A 20,647-nucleotide genomic window follows, 5' to 3' on the forward strand; every position below is an offset into this window, starting at 1 on the left:
GCGGTGATCGGCAGGAGCTGGCGCGGCGAGGTGCACTGGCTTGCCCACCTGTAAAAGTCTCCTGGCTCGGATTGCCGTGCCGCGCGAGCGCGCGGCACATCCGAATAGCGTTTCAGTAGCTGCTCACCAGTAGCTTAACTGCGTGGCAGGCCGTCTCAGTCTCGCTTTCCAAGCGCTCACGATCGCCGTGGGCGGACCAGGCGAGCAGCAAGCCATCGAAGAGATTGATGAGCAGACGACTGACGGTGGTCAGTGCGGTCTGGTCCAGCGCAGCACCGATAACCTTGTGGATGGCCTGCTGGGTCGCTTCGATGGAAACGGCATAGATCTTCGCTGCCATATCCGGGTTGTTGCGTAGGTTCCAGAAGAAGAGTTCGAACTGTGTGGTGGCCAGTTCGGGATGTGCGGTGAACCACTTGACCAGCTGGCGCAACATTTCCGCTACCGATTCACCTGCCGTGGCGCCTGCCGGAGCATGCTGCAGCGACTGCTGCGGCATGTTGATCAGGGACTCGTAGACGGCATAGAACAACTCGTCCTTGGTGTGGAAGACATAGTGCAGCGAGGCCAGTGGAGAGTCTGCCGCCGTCGCGATACGCCGCGTCGTGGCGTTGGCTATGCCGTGCTCTGCGATCACCTTGATGGTGGCCTCAATAAAATCCTGTCTGCGCTCTTCAGCGCCTATCCGAGCCATTGAGCGTTCTCCCTTTTCGGTATTGCCGCCAACCCTCTGGTCCGGTGCCGGCGGTGACGAATGCTATCGCAAGGTCATTCCCCAATCCATGAGGTGAGTCGTTGCAATTCCTTTCCTTGGGGGATGGTGGCACCCAGCGAGTGGTCATCGCCTAGGAGGACACCGGCCTCGCCAAGTGAGAATGCCTCCTGTCATCTGGGCCATCGAATTCAATGGTTCGAACGGTGGCCGCGAAACAGCATAAAACGCAAGATCAATTGACTTGATCAGATGACCATATTAGGTAATCATGAATTGCCCACCCTGGCAATGCCGGGCAGCGGTAGCGGAACCGAGAGTGCGCTTCTGTGATTGGCGCTGGGTGAGCTGAGCCGGGTTGTCCAGGTTCGCTGGATAGAACAATGACAAAACCAGACAGGTACAAAGCAGATGGATACACGAAAGCTATCGACGGTCGGCAGCGATGCATCGATCGAGCAGGTGGTGGAGATCATCCGGCGTGACGGCGGCGTCATCATTTCCGAGTTTGTATCGCCAGCAACGCTGAAGTCCCTTACCGAAGAGCTAGACGCCTACCTGAACGTCACGCCTTGTGGCGTGGATCCCTATTTCGCAGGCACGCAGACCCGACGTGTCGCCCGCATCATCGGGCGCAGTGACACGGCGGTGGAGGTGGCCCTGAGCCCGCTGTTCATCGGTGCGGCCCGGCAGATCCTGCAGACACCGACCCATGTCTGGGTGGGCAGCGACCGCATCGAGATGGCCCCTGACATTCAGCTCAGCATCACCCAGGCCATCCAGATCGGGCCGGGCCAAGGTCTCCAGCCCCTGCACCGTGACGATGCCACCTCGCTGTGGCGACATCCCCAGTTCGGGCGCGAGGCCCGGCTGCAGATGATGCTGGCCATCTCGGACTTCACCGAAGAAAACGGTGCCACGCGCGTGATTCCGGGTAGCCACCAATGGGATGACGAGCGCATGCCGACCCAGGAAGAAACCATCGCCGCGGAAATGAAGGCAGGCTCCGCGCTGCTGTGGATGGGGTCGGTCTACCACGGCGGTGGTGCCAATACCACGTCGTCTCCTCGTACTGGCCTGACCATGGCCTACGACCTGGCGTTCCTGCGCCTCGAAGAGAACCACTTCCTTTCCCTTCCCATTGAACGGGTTCGCCAGCTCCCCCCGGAGATGCAGCGCCTGCTGGGCTGGAGCGCCAGTTCCACGCTGCTGGGTTGGGTGGAGGTCGATGGCCAGATGCGAGACCCGCAAGAGCTTCTGGACATGCCTGCTTTCTCCGAGCCGGGGAAAGGTTTCTAGCAGTCTCGAGCCTGCCACGGGGCGACCCTGGCGGAGCGTTGGTCGGTGATCGTGGAGCGATTTGAATGAACGCGTTGAACAAGGCAACTGGCGGTGATTCCGTGCCGTTGAGATTCCGCACGCTTGGCGGATGGATTGAACGTCCGGGCGATCTGCAACCGGAACTCAAGGGCCACGAGCGCGCCGATGTGATCGTGGTCGGTGCCGGCTTTGCCGGCCTCTCGACCGCGCTGGAACTGAGGGCGCGCGGGGCGGAGGTCATCGTGCTGGAGCAGGAGTTCGCGGGCTTCGGTGCCAGCGGGCGCAATGCGGGCTACCTGCTTGGCAGCATGGGCGTCGAATGCGACATGTTCGTCAGTCGCGTGGGGGCGGAGCAGGCCGCACAGTTCGTCAGGTTCTACGACGAGGCCGTGCCCTACGTCGAAGGCCGATTGAAGACACTGGGTATCGACTGTGACTACAACCCTTCGGGTGTGCTCCGAGCCGGTGTTCATCCCAGCCAGGAAAAGCGCCTGCGGCAGAACATGGCGCTGGGTGAGAAGCTCGGCGCGGTGAGCCGCTTCGTGGACGGTGACGAGATGCGCGCACGGGGAATCCCGCCTGCCTTTCTGTTCGCTTCCGAGCAGTGCGGGGGCACCTTAAATCCTGGGAAATACGTCAGCGGCCTGCGCCGAGCGGCCATCAAGGCGGGCGTGAAACTCTTCGAGCGCACGCCATTGCTCTCCTTCAGTGAGGGATCGGTCATCACCTGCAAGACGGCACACGGCAGTGCCACCGCACCGGTGATGGTACTGGCAACCAATGCCTATACCCCCCAGCTAGGGGTGTTGCGCAACAAGGTCGCGGCGATTCGGGTGTCGGCAATCGAAACGGAACCGCTATCGACGGAGCAACTGGCTGCATTGGGTTGGCAGGGGCGGGAAGGGATTATCACACCGCACTACACCATGGAGAGCCACCGCCTGACGGCGCACGGCACCATGGTATTGACCGTCAAGAAGCTGGGTTATGCCTACGGTTCGAAGACCCCCAATATCCCGGACCAGAGTGCCTACAAAGCATTGGCACATGTGCTGCGCGAGCGCTATCCGGCATTGCAAGGCCTTGGCATCCAGCACTGTTGGAGTGGCTACGTCAGTGGCGCTTATGACTTCCTGCCGGTGATCGGTGCCATGGGCGCGAAGCAGAACATTTACTACACCACCGGCTGCTCGGGTCATGGGCTGGGCACCCAATCGTTCATAGGGTCGCTTTTTGCCGCGCAGATCAACGGTGAAGCGCCGGAGCTGCTGGCGGCACTGCAGCATAAGACACCGTCCCTGCTACCAGAACCGCTGCAATGGTGCGTCGTGCAGTCCGCGTTTGCGGCGGCCACATTGCTGGATGCTTGGACTGATAAAAAAGTGCGTAAGTACCAGGCCAGGAAAGACTGATTGCAACTTATGCCGTTGTTCTGTGCAAATTACTACAGAACAACGGTGCGACCTTCTTGATAGAGGCTGTTATCGTGGAATTAATAGAAGTATTTATGCTGGTCTCGTGTGTGCTGCTGATGACATGCGGTTTGTGCTATGGGGCGGCATTTGTCAAGTGTAAAAATTATCTGCTTGGTGTGGAATTCTTGATTGTGGGGATATCCGCAACGAACTTCACGGTATTTATTGTTACGGGCTGGTTGGTCAATTACAATGCCGCTATGTTTCTCGACGCCTTTTCCCGAGGCGTCGGAGTTCCTGTTATTGCAACACTTGGTTTAATGGCAGTAACTCACAATTATAGGCCGTCCCCGGCGAGTGATATTGTATTGTTCTTGGCTGGTTTTGCCGCTGCCGCCATTTACTTCACGTCGAGTTCGTTTGACGAGTTACGTCCGTATTTCTATGTGCTGATGTGGTCAGTTTACACAGTGTACCTTGCCTATTTTTCTTGGCGACTGGCCCGTGTCAAGGAACATCTACATGCACTGGCCACCGTCCTGAGTGGTGTGGCGGGGCTGACGGTAGCGCTGCGGTATGACTTCTTTCCGATTCCGGGTGACGACACGAAGGTGGTGTTTATGACCTTCGCCTTCTTGACTTGGTCGTACTCAATTGTGCAGTCGTTCTATGCCTATCGTGCACTTCAGCGCTTCAGGAACGCCTCTACTCAAAGCTTGTTCCATTTCCGCTGATTCCAGCAAAAGTTCACGCTGCGATGTTGCTGATCGTCTGCCTGTTTTTTATGTGAAGTTACTCCATGCCGGGCTGAGGCCTGCATCTTTACCGCCTCCCGGGGCGGTTTTTTTATAGCTTAATAATCCGCGCACACAGGCGAATTAGGTTTGGAAATAAGCGAATAAGGCCTCGTGCAATAAGCTTGGGCGCCTTTCGAAATAACCCTTATTCTACATCCGGCTGGAGCGGTGTTAATGCGAAAGCGCTCCGTGCACATGATCTACGCGCTTCTGCGTTGAGGAGAGAAACATTAAGGACTGGCCCTGTTCGCTGTGCACTTTTCAATGCCAGGCAGGGCGTCGCAGTAGCACCTCTGGTGCTCTACGGGGAGAAAAAGTTGCTCAAGACGCTGCGTGCCAACGGACAAACTGTCTGTGGCACGCACCGCCAGCGCCGGGGTCCGATGCTTGACCTATTTCCTTACCTGGAGAGTTGGCTCAGGCCAGCTTTGGCGGGATTAGAGCTGGAGGTAGTCAGCTAGGTCTGCGTAGTTATGCTGCCACAGGCCAGGGCTGCCATTGGGGTACTGAGAGCGGAAGCCGAGGATCTTTTGAACGCGTGGAGACAACGTCCTGACCAACTCAAGAGGCACGATCAGCGGATATGCTTCTTCAGGCGTGATAATCGAAGCCTGCATCGGAATGGTCAGCCCGCGGCGATAGAAGTCGGTTGTTACGTTGGCACCGCCACCGTGAACGACTTTCCCGCCGAACAGCACGGCATCCCCAGCTTTCAACAGGGCTGGGATCGTCATCTCCGACGTTCCCACCTCTTCGAAGTCATCCCAGTTCTGGCTGCCTGGAATCACGCGCGTAGCGCCGTTTTCCTCTGTGAAATCCGTTAGAGCCAGCATCAGGTTCGTAATAGCGCGTGGTGCATTTTTGTTCATAGAAATAAACGGTTGGTACTGCGCCATGTCGCGATGCAGCATTTGAGCTCTATTGCCGGGGCCAATCTCGATCAATTGAGCAGTGGTCAGCCACCAGTCACCGCACTCGGGTTCATAAAGCACGCGGCCCAATTCATGAAAGAGATCGTCATCCAGGATTTCCTCACGAAAGGTTTTGCTGTGAGTAACAAGGTTGGTAAGCCGCTTGGTTTGATGGCCATGAAACTCAGCAATCAACTCATGTTCGTGCTTGGATCCCGCATCGAGCGCGGCAAGTGGTGCTTCGAGTTCATTGTTGATCCGGACGACCTGTTCAGGTGTCATGAAGTTACGGATGATGACCGCACCCGCTTGGTCGCTCAGTTGAACAATCTCTTGTGCTGAGCTCGATCTAGTTACGACGGGTAGGCCTGGCAAAGAGTCGCGAGAGGCTGACATTGAAAAACACTCCAGATTGAGAGGAACGGTTGGCGCAGGCGGATTGATGCCCAATAAAACGGACATCAAGAAACAGGCCCTCTTGCCACTGCGCTAAACCTTAAAAAGAACATGGAGCGTCAGGTGCCTCCTTGTATTTTTTGTTCAGGCAGTGAGTTCATGCTAGGTTTCCCCTTGTTTTCGGCCAAGGTACAAACTGCACCATTTTCTCTAGTATTTTTGAGTGATTTGCACTGTCCATGACCAATACGTCATCCCCTTGGCCACGCCCATCGGAAGCGGTTCGTGAGCTCATGCGCAAAGGCGCCGAGCTTGCTCAAACGCTGCCGCCGGAGTGGATTGAGCGCCTGAATCAGTCGCTTTTCTCCTCACCAGAAGATGCAAAACTGCTGGAGGACCCGGTTATCCTCGCGGCGTTCCGGCGCGCAAACCGGGCAGAGTTACTGCACTGGGCGCATGCCAATCTGCAGCGCCCTGGAGAGCCAGTGGAGTCCTACGTGTCTGCCGATATGGTGGATACGGCCAAGGAGCTGGCTCGCAGAGGACTGTCTGAACTGTTGATGAATGTGGCGAGGTCGACCCAGAACACTGCTTGGGAACTGTGGATGAAGATGGCATTTAGCCTGACGCAGGATTCAGTGGTGCTCGAGGAGTTCCTGGAGGTCTCGTCGCGTTCCATCTCGGAATTCATCGACAGCAACATGCGTGTTGTGACCCAGATCATCCTGGAAGAAAAAAGTGCTCAGGCCCATGACGATCATATCGACAGACGTGCTCTGGTCAGTCGGTTACTAGATGGCAGAGATGTGGACTCCGAGCAGTTCGGTAGGCGACTGGGTTACAACCTTTTCCAGAAGCATCACGCCTGTCTCGTCTGGAGCGAAATTCCGGATGCAGAAATCCAACCTCTGGAGGGTATGGCCCGCACTCTAGCGAAACTCACTGGCACGGTAGCGCCACTGATTGTGTTCGCTGGCCCGGCAACGCTATGGGTCTGGATGAGTGCGGCAAAGCCTCTGGACCTGAACGCGCTGCAAGGCGTCGCCGATCAGTTTCCCAAAATGCGCGCGGCAATCGGCTCCCCGGGAATGGGAGTGAATGGCTTCCGTCGGGCTCACCTGGAGGCCTTGACCACCCAGCGATTGATGGGGCGCTTGGCTGGTGCTCCCGCTGTGGCCACGATCGATCAAGTTCGAATGGTTTCTCTGATGACCCAGGATCTCCGCGCCGCCAGGCAATTTGTCTTGAGTACGCTGGGACGGTTGGCCACGGAGCCCAGGGTTCTTCAGCATTCCTTGCACGCCTTCCTGGCCAACGGCTGCAACATCACCCAGACCGCTGAAGTACTTGGCACGCATCGCAATACATTGCTGCGCCGGCTGGAACGCGCTCAGGATCTATTACCCGGGCAGCTTGCAGACCATCGCATTCAAATCGCCGCGGCCCTTGAGCTGGTGATTTGGAGCACACCAGTTGGCGACGATGAGAAATGAGTTCCGAACAGTAGATTTCTCTCTGGTTTGAGCCGATTTGTTGAAGCTCAGGAGGAGGGCGGAGCTTCTTGTTAGGGCGCGACAGCTTCGGCCACCACGCTCGACCGAGTTCTTCAACGGAGTAGGCCGAAAGCAGCCTGAGGGAGAATCAGCTTTCGGCCAAATCTAGCTCGTTGAATTTCTTGCCCCGCTAGCAAGAAACAGAGCCCCCTAAGATCACGTTTGCACCGCTGGGTCGGAATTGCCGCCAGATTTCTGTGGCGGTTGGGAAGACTCGAGCAGCTGCGGATTTCGCTCACGGTTCTCCCATTGCAGCAGGAGCGAGATTGCGCAGGGCAGGACAGTCAGGGTCACGATGGTCGCGCCGGCCAGCCCACCGATAACCGCGAACGCCATCGGCCCCCAGAATATCTGTGGTGCGATCGGAACCATGCCTAGGATGGCCGCACAGGCCGTCAGAACTATAGGGCGTGCCCTGTGTGTCGAGGCGTGCACGATGGCTTCGAGAGGCGACCGGCCTGCACCGACATTGATGTCCACTTCCTCGATCAGAATGATTGCGTTTCGGACGATCATGCCGACCAGGGCTATGACCCCGAGCTGCGCTACGAAGCCCATCGGCGTTCCGGTTGGCAGCATAGCGAGCACGACACCGATCAGGCCGAACGGCGCCATTGCGAGAGCGAGGAACATGCGGGAGAAACTGCGTAGTTGCACCATCAGCAGCACGCACATCACTAGGGCAGTGACTGGCAGTACTGCGAAGAGTGAGGCGCTTCCCTTTGCCGCTTCCTCGACCGCGCCACCAGTTTCCACCTTGTAGCCTTTGGGCATGTTGGCGACGAACTGCTCGACAGCGGGTGCGAGATTCTGCACTACAGTTGCCGCTTCAAGGCCCTCGCGAACGTCGCCTTGGACGGTCACGATTGGGAGGCGCTGGCGCCGCCAGACGATCGGGTCCTCTACGCCATAGCTGAGTTTCGCAATCTGTGTCAGTGGTATGGTCTGGCCTTGAGGGGTACGGATCTGCAGATTGGCCAGAGTCGCAAGGTCTGTGCGCTCGCCGATCTTTGCTCGCACGACCACGTCCACGAGACGATCTTGGTCGCGTACGGCGGTTACCGTGGTGCCGGAGAAGATGGCAGCCATGGCACTCGCGACTTCCTCAGACGAAAGTCCCAGCGCCTGCGCTTGCGTCTGGTCGATTGCGACGACGACGCTGCGTTGCGGCTCGCCCGACAGCAAATGCACCCCGCTCGTGTCAGGGTTGGCCGAGAGCAGGTTGGCCAGTTGCCCGGCTATATCGCGCACCTTGGCTTGATCGGGGCCTGTGACGCGATACTTGAGTGGCCAGCCGACCGGCGGGCCCAGTTCTAACGGCGTTGCACGGGCGATTAGACCGGGAAAATCTGCCTTGAAGGTTGCGGCGAGCTTGGCCTGGAGCGCATCGCGCTCTTTGACGCCTTTGGTGAGCACGACTATCTGGGTCACATTGTCGTTCTGCAGCAGCACCTCCATCGGCAAATAGAAGCGGATCGCGCCTGAGCCAATGTAGGTAGAGAACTGCTCGACGTCGGGATCGGCAGCCAGCACCTTTTCGAGCTTCAATGCCTCCCGCTCTGTGGCTTCCAGCGATGCATTCTGTGGCAGCGTCAGGCTCACCAGAAGTTCCGGGCGATCGGATGGTGGAAAGAACTGCTGTTCGAGATAGGTAGAGGTGCCGAGCGAAATCACGAAGGCGGCGCCTGCTGCCGTAAGGGTGAGCGCACGATGGGTCAGGGACCAGGACAGGGTCCGCTCGTAGGCGCCCATGATCCGGCCCTTACTGTGGCCGTGATTCGGCAGGGACTTCGGCAGGATCAGGGTGCCGAGCAGTGGCGAGAACAGCACCGCGACCACCCAGGATGCCGATAGCGAAATCAGCACCACCATAAACATCGAGTAGCAATACTCTCCGGCACTTGAGGCGGCGAAGCCGACCGGAATAAATCCGGCGATCATGACGAGCGTACCCGTCAGCATCGGAAAGGCGGTCGAGTCGTAGGCGAAGCTTGCCGCGCGCTTGAGACTCCAACCCTCCTCGAGTTTTCCGATCATGGCCTCGACCGTGATCATCGCGTCATCGACCAGCAGGCCGAGGGCGATGATCAGCGCGCCGAGCGAGATACGCTGCAGACCGATCCCGGTCAGCTCCATGCCGATGAAAGTTAGCGCCAGGACGAAGGGAATCGAAATGCTGACGACCAACCCCGCTCTGAGGCCGAGGGAGAGGAACGAAACCGCAAGCACGATCGCGACCGCTTCAGCCAGTACCTTCAGGAAGCCGTTCACGGCCTCCTTGACCACCGTCGATTGGTCAGCGACCTGAAGCATCTCGATTCCGTGGGGGAGCGCCGCTTTGACTTCGTCCATGCGATCCCGCACCGCCTGCCCGAACTCAAGCAGATTGCCGCCCGCAGCCATCGATATGGCGATGCCGAGCGCCTTCTCGCCGTTGACCCGGAACTGGGGGGCCGGTGGGTCGGCCGGAATACGTCGAATCGTGGCGAGCTCCGCCAGCGGTACGAAGCGGTCGTTCGCCCGTAGTGTCATGTGGCGCAGGCTTTCTTCAGACACAAAGCTTCCGCTCACACGCAGGGCGATCTTGTCGTCAGCCAGGCGCACCGTTCCGGCAGGGCTGACGGCATTCTGAGCCCGCAACGCTCTCAGTACTGCCTCTTCGTCCAGACCATAGGCGGCGAGAAGGCTGGGTGAGAACTCAATGACAATCTGCTCTTCTTGCGCGCCCAGCAGTTGTACTTTGCCGATGTTCGGGATGCGCAACAGTTCAGCTCGAACGCCTTCCAGATAGTCGCGCAGTTCTCGATCCGAAAAGCCCTCGGTCGTGAATCCGTAGATCTGGCCATAGGTATCGCCAAACTCGTCGTCAAAGAAGGGGCCCTGTACTCCGCTTGGGAGTGTCGTGCTGATGTCGGCCATCTTTTTGCGCACCTGGTACCAGGCGTCTGGGACTACGCGCGCCGGCGCATCGTCGCGCAGATTGACCATGATCACCGTCTCGCCGGGGCGCGTGTAGCTGTCGAGTCTGTCGAGATAGTGAATCTCTTCGAGTTTCTTCTCCAGGCGGTCGGTCAGGAGTCTGGTGGTGTCTTCGATATTTGCGCCAGGCCAGCGGGCAGCGACCACCATGGTCTTGATGGTGAAGGCTGGATCTTCATTGCGGCTCAGCTTCGAGTAGCTCATTGCTCCGCCGATCAGAGTGATCAGCATGAGAAAAAAGATCAGCGGCTTTTGCGCGATGGACCATGCCGAGAGATTGAAGCTGCCTTTGTTTTCCCGCTCGCTCATTTGGCCAGCTCTCCCGAATCGTAAGCGACCTTCTGTCCGGGCCTGAGCTTGCTAACTCCTGCCGTTACGACAGCATCGCCGGCGGCGATACCAGATTCGATCAGCGCCTGTGTCGCCGTGTAGCGTGCGACAGTAACCGGCTTACGAACGAGCTCTTTCGTTGCTGGTTGGACCACGAAAACCGCAGGCTTGCCGTTCTCGCTGGTCAAGGCCGAGGCTGGGAGAGTGACGAGTGCTTTGCCTGGCAGGATGATGCGTCCCGTTACTGTTGCCCCCAGCGCCATGGTGGCCGGGGCGCCGGGTAGGGCGATGCGGACACGGTAGGTGCGGGTTGCCGGATCCGCCGTCGGACTTGCGTCACGGATTGGTCCGGTCACCTTGATCGAGGGGTCTGACACAAGCGCCACTTCGACTTGCACGTCGGAGGGAACGCTGGTGTAGATCCTCTCGGACACGTTGAAGATGGCGTCGCGTTCGTAGGTCGAGGAAAGTTTGATCGCGGGTTGGCCTGCCTCGACGACTTGCCCAGCATTGACCGATACCGCGCTGACAATGGCATCGTCAGGGGCGCGGAGTTCGGTGTAGGTCAGCTTATTGAGTGCAGCCTGAAGCGCCGTCTTGGCAACCTTGAGTTTTGCATTCGCGGCCCGCCAGTTGGCCTCGGCCTCTTCCACACGGGCGCGAGCAACAAACTGTTTTTCAAAGAGGGTCCGCTGCCGCTCAAGCTCCGACTTCGCCAAACCCTCTGTGGCCTCAGCGCTCTTTACTTCGGCCTCGGCGCTCAGCACTTCGTTCTGCACATCGTTCGGGTCGAGTGTCGCCAGAACCTGTCCCTTCACGACACTCATGCCAACCTCGGCGGTGCGAGTCGCGACTCTACCGTCAATGCGGAAGCCCAGATTGGTCTCGAGATTCGCCTGGATCTCGCCTGTCTGTGCGACCTGCTCGTCGATGGCAGCAGGCTGCGCGATCTGCGTGCGAACCGGCCGAGGAGACTCTGCTGATTGCGCCTCCTTCTGGCAACCCGCTAGGGCCAGAATGATGCTGCAGGTGCAGCTGCAGAGCAGGGTGGTCTTGAGTGGGTTCATGTCGTGTCTCCTCGTTCAAGGACGAGTAATGCAGAGCGGCACATGCACTTCTGGGCAGGGAGATGTGTCGTCGAAATGGATTGTTTGATCAGTGAGAGAGCAGGCAGCCACTCGCGAGCCTGCGTATCGACAGGGCTCTCTCGCATGGCTAGCAAAGCGTTGCATCCGGGCTGCCTTGGGGGTTCGGTCAAGGCAACAGGCAACCAACGTGCGCCGGACAGCTTTTCCTGCTGCGCGCTGCAGAGCGTTGGAGGAGTGGAGTTGAACGGCCATGGCGAATACGGCGCGAGCGACAGAGCGTGCTCTGGGAAGTGTGTCTCTGTGTTTGGGAGCGCGATTTCATGGGGTTATTCATGAGGTGAGCTCCTGAAACGTCTCGTTTCCCGGAGAATTGTGATCCGACTTCATGATTTGCGCAACGACTGTTACGTAAATAAGCGTTTCGTCACTAGGCGCACTTTGCGTGCCGTCCCCTGAAAATCTGTTTCTGTCTTTGCGGATGACTGGTAACGGGAGAGGCCGCAGGACATGAGGATTGCTTGGCGCAAACGCGCCCACTGCCGGGCAGGCAGCGCTGATGGCCGGGTAATGAAGGGGTTGGAGAGTTCTTCGCCGGGCACATGTCTCTCCAGGCATGCATCCATTGGGCGACTAGGCCAATGGATGCATTGAGGGCGGCAGGCTAGGGCAGGGTGAAGAGTACTTTCACTTTATCGTTCACGGCTCCCTTGTCGACATAGCCGATCAGATTCGGCTCGTTGCCTACCATCGTCACTACGGAGGCATCGTCGTTGACACTTTGCAGCGGCTGGCCCTTGCCCGTGAATACAAGCCCGGACCAGTAGGACTTGAGCTGCGATTCACTTTTGTTAGTCAGAGCGCTGTAGAACTTCTCCTTGGTAGGGTTCCAGCCTTTCTGATCGATTGCCTTCAGGCTGTTGTTTTTGCCCAGAAATATGTTGGCCACTTCAGGCTGGGAGGGTGTGGCGCTGGCGGCTGCGTTCACGATTACGGCCACTTCGGAGTGGGCCAGGCTGCAGGCCGTCGTAAGGGCAGTTGCAAGCATTGCGTTGATCAGTGGTTTCATGTGGACACTCCTTAGAATACGAAGTCGACGCCGACGCTGAGGATGTCGCCGTCGTAGTTGCGCGAGGGAGCGCCCGCAGCACCGTTGCTGGCTGCGAAGACGGCGTGATCGAATGTTTCCTGCGCGGTTTCCACGAAAGTACCGCGATAGCCGTTGCCGCGCGTGTCGACCCTCTTGTACTCGCTCTTGAGGACGATGTTCGGCGCCAGGTTGTAGTTCACGCCATAGGTCCAGGAGTTCTGGCGGCCGCCATCTTCGTCGAGCTGGGCGTAGGTGATGTGAACCAGCACTTCGCCAAAACGGCGTCCTCCCATGAGGTAGAAGGCATCGATGTTGCCTTGCTGGTCGCCTTCGGTGTTGTTGCGCGTCCATTCGTTGGACGTTATCCAGGTACCGTTGTCGTACTGATAGCCGACGGACGTGAACCTGCCCTTCTGTCGATGAAGGTTGAGGAAGTCGATGCTGGTAGTGCCAACGCCAGGAGAGATGACCGATGCAGTAAGGTCCGTATCGATATCGGCTTCGGCGTACCCCACGCGCAGCGTACCGAAGTCGTTGGTTTCTAGACTGGCGTTCGCGGCGAAGATCTTCTTGTAGTCGATGTCGTACAGCTCATCCAGTGCGAACACATTCCGGTTGACCGCTTGGCCACCGGCTACCTGGAAAGCGAAGTTGCCGATGCCAACAGGCAGGGTATAGAGAACATCTCCACCCTCGTAGCTACTCAGTTGGACCTGGCTGTACACCTCGTCCGGCAGGCGCAACCAGGGATGAGTGAAGCCGACGTCCAGGTTTTCCGAGTACATATAGATCGGCGTACGTAAGCGTCCTGCGCGCAACGTCAGACCTTCGGCAGCGCCCCAGGAGAGGTAGGCCCATTCCAAATTGCCTTTCCAGGTGTCCTGTTCCGGCTTGAGGGTAGCCTGGACGGTTAGGCCCAGTGTGTCGGTGAGCCCATACTGGAGTTGGCCGCCTAGCCTGGAGAGCTGATCACCGCGCCATGAATCCGTGGTCTGTCCGCTGACACCGAAGCTTCGCCCTTGATCTTCTCCCCCTAGATGTGTGAGGCCGGCGGTGCCAAAGCCATTGAGTTGGTATTCACCTTGTTCAAGGGCTACGGCCGGCGTACTTGCGATGAATCCCGCAAGACAGAATGCTCTGATGCTTTGCATGCTTTTGTTGCTCTTTTGGTTGGGAAATTCAGATGCGGAATAGGGCGGTGGCGCTGCGCAGGTGGTCGCCGGTGCTGACCAGCTGTTCGCCGAGTCGTGCGGTCGCGTCGGCACCTTGAGTAGTGGCCTGGGTGTCTAGCTGCAACCGCTCGGTGTCATGCTGGATTGAGCTGGAGAGGCCAATCTGTTCCTGGGTGAAGCGAGCGATGCTGGCGTTCAACTCATCGATCTGGCGAACGGCGCGGGTGATCGCCTCTAGGGTCAGCGTGGCCTGCTCTGAGCGCTCGATGCTGGCTCTGGCCTTCGCGTCATTCAGGGTCATGGCTTGCAATACGCCGTGGGCGCTACTCTGTAAGCGCTGGATGATGCTCTGGATTTCCGCGGTAGAAGTGGTCGTCTTCTGCGCGAGGTTGCGCACCTCGTCGGCTACCACGGCAAAGCCTCGGCCCTGTTCGCCAGCCCGGGCCGCTTCGATCGCAGCATTCAGTGCCAGCAGATTGGTTTGTTCGGCAATGCTTCGAATGACGGTCAGTACCGTGCCAACCTGCTGAGTCTCTTCTTCCAGCCGTTGCATGGCCTGCACCGAACTCAGGACGCTACTGCCGAGATCGCCGATGCTGGTGGACAGATTGTCGATGTTCAGCCGGGCGTCTTCGGCCTGACGAGTGACCGCGCTGGCCTGCTCCGAGGCTTGGCGGGAGCGCTCCGCCACTTCCTCGATGCTGGAAGTCATAGTGCCGATGTCACGACTGATGGAATCCGTGCGCTCCTGCTGGGAATGTGCGCTGTCCTCAGCTCCTCGAGTGAGCCGATGCAGCTCCCTAGACATCTGCTCAAGGGGGCTGGCTGTTTCGATGATCTGGCGGATGGTGCCCTGCAGTCTGTCCAGCAAACCATTGAACAGGCCGATCATTTCGCCAATCTCGTCAGTGGATTCGACATTGACGCGTCGAGTCAGATCGCCATCGCCGCTGGCGATGGCCCTGAGCGATTCGATGACGCCTTGGATATTGGTCATAACCTGGCGGATCACCAGTCCGGAGCTGATGCTGACCACTAGCAGTAGGACGCCGCTGAGTAGGTATCCGAGCTGGGTGGTGGCTGCGTTGTCGGCTCTGACTTGCTTCAGGCTGCTGTGGAAGTCGGAATAGGCAAGGCTGCGGAACAGCTGGCCGCTTTCTTTGGCGCGCTTGAGATCGACAGCCATGCGATTGAGCTTTGGCCTCAGGTCATCGAATGCGGCACCGTCGAGCAGCTGCGCAGATGAAGAGAATGCGTTGTCGGAATAGCGCCGGATGGATGAGGACCAGTCCTGCAACTCTTCGCCTCTATTGCCGCGCCCGTGCGTCAGTGGCTCTAGGTCGCGCAGGTTGTTATTTACATCAGCTAGGACTTGGCGCGCCTCATCCAGTATCTCTTGCTCGCCCGACGCGACAGCGCTGTTGAGCAGGCCGGGAATGCGCGATAGCTGGAAGTTCACCCGATCTGCGACTTCCAGCATCGGATAGCTCTGCTTTTCGAGGGCGACTAGTCGACTGTCGTTGTCGCCGAGTTGCTGCGTCGTATGACCCACAAACAGCAAAAGACCTGCTAAAGCCACGGCCGGTGGCAGAGAGAGTTTCAGGGTGAGCGATATGGTTTTGAACATGAGTTCTGCTGCTCTCGGCGTTGCCAATGACCGGTTTCGATCTCTCGGGAACGCTGGTTCTAGTGGCCTTGATACACGCCTCGGCTGTCCGGTTTAGCGAACTGCGGGCAAGGCAGTGTCCTCGCCGCTGGCAAGCAAGCCAGCGCGTTTCTAGGGGAGTCATTGCTGCGCTCAGATAGGAGGCGAGCTTTCGAAGGAGAGGCGCTAGGTAATCATTCCCGCCCCTGTGTCACCAGATACGACTAGACCGCATCGACTATTCATTTCCGTGCAGCAGTAAGCCGAGTTCGGAGTGGGGCTGCTGGGAATGGAAGGCCTGCGGAAGAGCTCTGGCCTGTCTTCTCGGGGGAGGTGAAGTAGGCGCTTGCTATTGGAGGAGGGGGCAAACTGAGACTCGACTTCGGCACTGGCACTTTGCCTAAAAGCGCGGAAGCGCTTTGAACCAAAACATTCCCTCCATGCGTGCACTTCTGCAGGCATTTGAATCGCTTGGACTGCGGTACTTGAGCTGAGCACTTCAATAGATGGCTGCCGTTTCCGTCGGTCCAAGTGGAACTGCTTAGGCCGCGATAGCGTCCTGGTTCTCAAGTCCATCTTCGCCCCCGTCAAATAGCCTTATAATTATCGTATCGACTGTTTTGTAAAATACAGAGATTTCGATTTCATGCAAAGCAGATTGGTGTGAGTGACAAGCACAGCAGTGCCATGCCCGGCGGTGAGCGTGGCAGCTGCTGATTTGATTGGCGTGAAATGGCGACCCGTTGCCTGCGAAGTAAGTGAGGCAGTGGGGGAGAGAGGGCGCCTCGTGACGGGCGCAGTCCGGAACGAGGTGCCCTTGGAGCGCTTAGTTTGTGCTGGCCTTGGATCGGACGGTGCGAGCGTTAATCGATGATGGAGAGATCATGAGGATGAACGCGTCGAGCAGAGCCTGCCCGCGTTCAGCACTGAATCGCTCGGGCTCAATAGGTAGCATCATCAACCAGCCATCGCTGAAGGCGCTGACGTGATCAGCCAGTAATTCGGCAGGAATATCATTACGAATCTTGCCTTGCCGCTGTCCATCCTCCAGTACTGAGGTGGCGATGAGGCGGAAACGGGCTTGCCGCTGTTTGATTACGTTAGCGAATGCCGGTTCGTGACGGGCATGTGTGAGCAGTTGCAACCAGGCTAGCCAACTGTCTGGATCGTCGAGGCTTATCCACTGATGCCACTGATGGATGAGTAACTTGAGGTCCAGTTGCTCTCGATTGGTTTCGAGGAGGACCTCCACCTTGTCGAAGAGGTTTTGGGCCACAGCACTGACCATCTCTTCCTTGTTGGCGAAGTAGTAAGTCACAGCTCCCGTAGTGCATCCGGCATGCTGTGCGACCTTGCGCATTGAGGCGCCGGCATAACCGTCCTGGGCGATGACTGCAATCGCTGCCGCCAAAAGCTCGGCTCGTTTCGCGCTGTGGTCACCGACAGGGCGGCCGCGGCGGGCGGCGAGTTCGGGCTCGTTCTCACGGTGTTTCGCGTTGGAGGTGGAGCGGGAGGGTGATTCAGACATGGGGAATTGGCGATTCTGTTGGGTCTATCAATCGGAGTGACAGTTGCCCTTGCGGCCTAACGCATGGATGCGGCCCAGCATAGGAAAAAATGCTGCGAAACGCATCCGCGATGTACTCCGAAATCCCCCGAGCGCTGCATTCCCGCACCTTGCTCAGTTGCATCGCGTCTACCGCACGACGTCGATCTCGGCGAATGTTCCGGATCTTCTTTTTCCAAGTCATGGGGCGATCTCCGGGGCCTGAGTGTTACGCCTCTGGCGAGCAAAAAGCAGTTCTTGCGTCTGTTCGGTAGCCTTGAGTCCTACGTAACGATCGTTACGTAAATGCACAAAGTGTGCAGCCTACTGACACACGATTGTGCAGTTCCAGGTCTGGGCACGCAGCGTCAGGCGGAAGCTTTAGACGGTAACTATCTAATAAATAAAGAAATTGGCGTTCAGCCCTTGTTTGGGCACATTGCTTGCTTTGGTCATTGGACTTGGTCAATTGACCATGTCGTTTGATTAAGAAGCGCGGCATGGGCCGATTCCTCCTTTCAGGATGAATGTGCCGCCGGTTAAGTCCCATGAGGATCCTCCAATGAATGAAATGATTGAACATCCAGAAGTCGGCATGCCTCCCCGCCGTGGTGTCAGGCATCTGCTTGTGGCCATTGCGGCGTCTACTGCAATTTGCTCGGCCCAGGCTGCGGATAAGGATCCGGCGCTGTTGGGTACAAAACTGACGCCGTTGGGGGGAGAGGCTGCTGCAAGTGCTGATGGAGTGATTCCAGCTTGGGCCCCGCCTGGCCAACAGGACGTAGGTTGGAGCTACGGTCAGGTGCGTGGTCAACACTGGAAGTTCAAGGACGACAAGTCGCTCTACAGTATCGACGCCAACAACGTCGCGCAGTACGCGAGCAAATTGTCGCCGGGCCAGCTGGAGCTGTTCAAGAAAGTTCCGGGCTATCGCATGGATGTCTATCCCACCCGCCGCAGCTGCGGTGTGCCGGACTTCGTTGCCGAGAACACCAAGAAAAACGTCGGTTTCGCCACCCTCGATGCCAGTGGTCTTGCTCTGCAGGATGCCTATGTGCCAGGTGTGCCGTTTCCGCTGCCTACCACCGGCGTTGAAGTCATGTTGAACATGAAGATGCGCTACCGCGGCGTCGGTGTCGACATTCCCAAGACCATCGCTGGGGTCTCGCCGCGCAAGGGGGGCGGGGATTGGCTGCGCATCTCGAATGACCTGTCCTTCTTTACCCCTTGGGGAGCGAAGGGAAGTGCGCTGTTCTCTTCCGTAGGCCGGCTGGAAAACGCCACGTACTTTTCTTTCCTGGAGCCGGCTGCCCTGGCGGGGCAGGCTGCCGTGGGAACCCTCACAGCCGGAGAGCAGTCGGCCACCTTCTATTATTTCCCTGGTCAGCGGCGTGTACGGCGCATGCCCGCCTACTCCTACGACGCCCCGCAGATTGGCCTAGACAACCAGTACACCGTCGATGAGGCGAACGTCTTCTTCGGTCCCCTGGATCGCTTCGACTGGAAGCTGATCGGCAAGCAGGAGTTGATCGTCTCCTACAACGCTTTTGGCGCCTATGACACCTCTGCCAAGGTCGAAGAGTTTGCTCAAGAGGGCTCGCTCGCGCCTGAGTCGCGCCGCTACGAGCTACATCGCGTTTGGGTCGTTGAGGCCAATGTTCGCCAGGGGATGCGCCACCAGGCCCCGAAGCGCCTTTTCTACATCGACGAGGATAGCTGGAACGCCCTGATGGCCGTCGATTACGACAAGCAAGGGCAGGTCTGGAAGGTGCGCGAGGGCTTCACGATTCCTGTGTACGAGACCGGTGCTTGCGATATGCAGGCCTTGGTGCAGTACAACCTGGCGGATGGTCGCTACCTCTACGACTTGACCACTATCGGCGCTAGCAAGGATATCCACTGGCAGACTGAGAGCGTCGGTAACCCGAGGCATAAGCGCGATTTCTATACCTCCGACAACCTGCGATCCATCAGCGAGCGCTAATGGCGAATCTAGGAGCCGACATGAAAAGAACAATTGCTAAAGCATCGGGTCTGGCTATCGCCTGCGCAGCGCCCATGGCCATGGGCTTCACCTTCGAGACGGACAATGTCCGGGGCTCGTTCGATTCCACCATTGGTTGGGGCATGGGTGTGCGCGCTCAGTCTCAGGGTTGCGATCTGGTCAACGCCGGTGCCACTGGTGGTGGCGCGCCGGCTGGATGCCTGGATGCGACTGTCTCCGGGATCGGTGACCAGGGCAACCTGAACTATGACAAGGGCGACCTGTTCACCAACTACCTCAAGGGTATGCACGAGCTGGTGTTGAAGTTTCCCGAGGATCTCACCTTCATGGCGCGCGGCAGCTGGAAGCGTGACTTTGCCGCCACCCACACCACCGGGACGCTGGGTGCAGAAACGCAGGGTTGGCAAGCCGCGGGTTCAGATATCGGCAGCGATGGGCTGACCGATGATGCGCGCGATGAGCTGAAGTTCAAGACGCGCCTGCTCGATCTGTGGGTGAGCAAGACCATCGATGTGGCGGATCAGCGAGTGCGGGCGCGCCTGGGCAACCAGGTTATTAACTGGGGTGAGAGCCTGTTCGCGGTGGGCGGCATCAACGCCACCAACGCCTACGATTTCCAGGCGCTGTCGAGCCCGGGAGTGCAGCTCAAGGAAGCTTTGTTACCGGCGCCGATGCTCAGTGTCGCCACGGGGCTGGGCTACGGCATCAACGTCGAGACCTATTACCAGTTCGGCTGGAACAAGAGCGAGCTGCCACCTGTGGGCAGCTACTGGTCGACCTTTAACGTGATCGGCGAGGGCATGAAGGAGTACGGCTACGACGACAAGGATGCCCGTGACAGTGGTCAGTGGGGGCTCTCGGTGCGTTGGCAGCCGGAAGACAGCGACGTCAACTACGGTTTCTACGTGATGCGCTATCACGACAAGCTGCCGCAAGTGCAGTACAACCAGGCCACTTGGGCTCCCAAGTGGGTCTACCCGGAAGACCGCATGCTCTACGGTATCAGTGCCAACCTGCCGGTTGGCGACTGGGCGGTGGGCACCGAGCTGTCTTACCGGCCCAAAGAGGCGGTGCCGCTCAACCCCTTGCCCGGATTTTTCGGCGCTGGCCCGTGTGCAGGGCAGGGTGGGGAATGCTGGAAGGACACCAAGAAGTTCCAGTGGCACCTGACCGGCATCTACAGCTTTACCAATGCCAACTCCGCGGAATTCCTCGAGTTCACTGGGGCCAGCACCGCGACCCTCATGTCGGAACTGGTACTGGTGAAGTATCCGGGGCTACATGACAGCTATGACGGTGAGTTGATTTCCGCAGGGGGCAACAGCTGGGTTGAGGATATGTCGAAGCTTCCGGCCAAGTCCCATGGCGATGCGAGCTCTTCGGGGATCCACCTCGATTTCAGCCTGACCTATGACAGCACTCTGATCCCGGGTTGGAGCGTTACTCCGGGTATCTATTACCAGCAGTCGCTGGGCAATGGGCGCACGCCGTCGATGTATTCGACCTATACCCGGGATGCCAGCTCTATGAACCTGTACCTGAACCTCGTGCGCAACCCCGGCAGCTGGCAGGTCAGTCTGAACTACGCGAAGTTCAACGATGCTGACACCCCTTACGACCAACCGCTGCGTGATCGTGATTACGTCGGCCTGGCGATTTCGCACTCGATGTGAGGCATGTAGTGGATACTC

14 protein-coding genes are annotated in these 20,647 nt (G+C 58.4%); 6 read left to right on the forward strand and 8 right to left on the reverse strand.

From position 1 onward, the window contains the following. Positions 1-112 precede the first annotated feature (112 nt). A complete protein-coding gene (locus IP89_RS12790; RefSeq protein WP_043309926.1) occupies positions 113-694 on the reverse strand; it encodes a TetR/AcrR family transcriptional regulator in 582 nt (193 codons plus the stop codon). A gap of 429 nt (positions 695-1,123) precedes the next feature. Between IP89_RS12790 and IP89_RS12795 the strand changes: the two genes are divergently transcribed. From IP89_RS12795 to IP89_RS12805, 3 genes are all read left to right on the forward strand, one after another. Further along, the gene (locus IP89_RS12795) at positions 1,124-2,011 is read left to right on the forward strand and encodes a phytanoyl-CoA dioxygenase family protein (RefSeq protein WP_043309927.1); all 888 of its coding nucleotides are present in this window, start codon (positions 1,124-1,126) and stop codon (positions 2,009-2,011) included. Between the two features lie 65 nt (positions 2,012-2,076). Beyond that, positions 2,077-3,444, forward strand: a complete 1,368-nt coding sequence (locus IP89_RS12800) for an FAD-binding oxidoreductase (protein ID WP_043309928.1) — start codon at positions 2,077-2,079, stop codon at positions 3,442-3,444. A gap of 119 nt (positions 3,445-3,563) precedes the next feature. After that, entirely contained in the window at positions 3,564-4,181 is a 618-nt protein-coding gene (locus IP89_RS12805; RefSeq protein ID WP_156115046.1) for a hypothetical protein, read from the forward strand. Positions 4,182-4,681: 500 nt separating this feature from the next. Here IP89_RS12805 and IP89_RS12810 read toward each other — a convergent pair whose 3' ends face one another. Next, complete coding sequence (locus tag IP89_RS12810; protein WP_043309930.1) at positions 4,682-5,551, reverse strand: phytanoyl-CoA dioxygenase family protein; 870 nt, start codon at positions 5,549-5,551, stop codon at positions 4,682-4,684. A 293-nt stretch (positions 5,552-5,844) separates the two neighbouring features. Between IP89_RS12810 and IP89_RS12815 the strand changes: the two genes are divergently transcribed. Then, positions 5,845-7,044, forward strand: coding sequence for a CdaR family transcriptional regulator (locus tag IP89_RS12815; protein ID WP_043309931.1), 1,200 nt, complete (start codon positions 5,845-5,847; stop codon positions 7,042-7,044). 216 nt (positions 7,045-7,260) lie between these two features. Here the strand turns inward: IP89_RS12815 and IP89_RS12820 are convergent, their stop codons facing one another. The 6 genes from IP89_RS12820 to IP89_RS12845 form a co-directional block, all read right to left on the reverse strand. After that, complete coding sequence (locus IP89_RS12820) at positions 7,261-10,392, reverse strand: efflux RND transporter permease subunit (protein WP_081963241.1); 3,132 nt, start codon at positions 10,390-10,392, stop codon at positions 7,261-7,263. Beyond that, complete coding sequence (locus tag IP89_RS12825) at positions 10,389-11,480, reverse strand: efflux RND transporter periplasmic adaptor subunit (RefSeq protein ID WP_043309932.1); 1,092 nt, start codon at positions 11,478-11,480, stop codon at positions 10,389-10,391. The genes IP89_RS12820 and IP89_RS12825 overlap by 4 nt, the downstream gene beginning before the upstream one ends. Positions 11,481-12,162: 682 nt before the next feature. Then, the gene (locus IP89_RS12830) at positions 12,163-12,567 is read right to left on the reverse strand and encodes a hypothetical protein (RefSeq protein ID WP_043309933.1); all 405 of its coding nucleotides are present in this window, start codon (positions 12,565-12,567) and stop codon (positions 12,163-12,165) included. Positions 12,568-12,578: 11 nt separating this feature from the next. Beyond that, a complete protein-coding gene (locus IP89_RS12835) occupies positions 12,579-13,739 on the reverse strand; it encodes a porin (RefSeq protein WP_052081067.1) in 1,161 nt (386 codons plus the stop codon). Positions 13,740-13,767: 28 nt separating this feature from the next. Next, positions 13,768-15,387 carry a methyl-accepting chemotaxis protein gene (locus tag IP89_RS12840; RefSeq protein WP_043309934.1) on the reverse strand — a complete coding sequence of 540 codons (1,620 nt, stop codon included), beginning with the start codon at positions 15,385-15,387 and terminating at the stop codon, positions 13,768-13,770. Between the two features lie 844 nt (positions 15,388-16,231). After that, positions 16,232-16,933 carry a TetR/AcrR family transcriptional regulator gene (locus IP89_RS12845; RefSeq protein WP_043309935.1) on the reverse strand — a complete coding sequence of 234 codons (702 nt, stop codon included), beginning with the start codon at positions 16,931-16,933 and terminating at the stop codon, positions 16,232-16,234. 580 nt (positions 16,934-17,513) lie between these two features. On the opposite strand from IP89_RS12845, the gene IP89_RS12850 reads away from it, so the two are divergent. Together IP89_RS12850 and IP89_RS12855 are read left to right on the forward strand one after the other, a co-directional pair. Then, on the forward strand, positions 17,514-18,935 hold the full coding sequence (locus IP89_RS12850) for a DUF1329 domain-containing protein (protein WP_043309936.1): 1,422 nt from the start codon (positions 17,514-17,516) through the stop codon (positions 18,933-18,935). 20 nt (positions 18,936-18,955) lie between these two features. Next, the gene (locus IP89_RS12855; protein ID WP_371261946.1) at positions 18,956-20,629 is read left to right on the forward strand and encodes a DUF1302 domain-containing protein; all 1,674 of its coding nucleotides are present in this window, start codon (positions 18,956-18,958) and stop codon (positions 20,627-20,629) included. Positions 20,630-20,647: the final 18 nt, after the last annotated feature.

Origin of the sequence: Pseudomonas sp. ML96 (assembly GCF_000761545.1) — a bacterium.
GTDB lineage: Bacteria > Pseudomonadota > Gammaproteobacteria > Pseudomonadales > Pseudomonadaceae > Aquipseudomonas.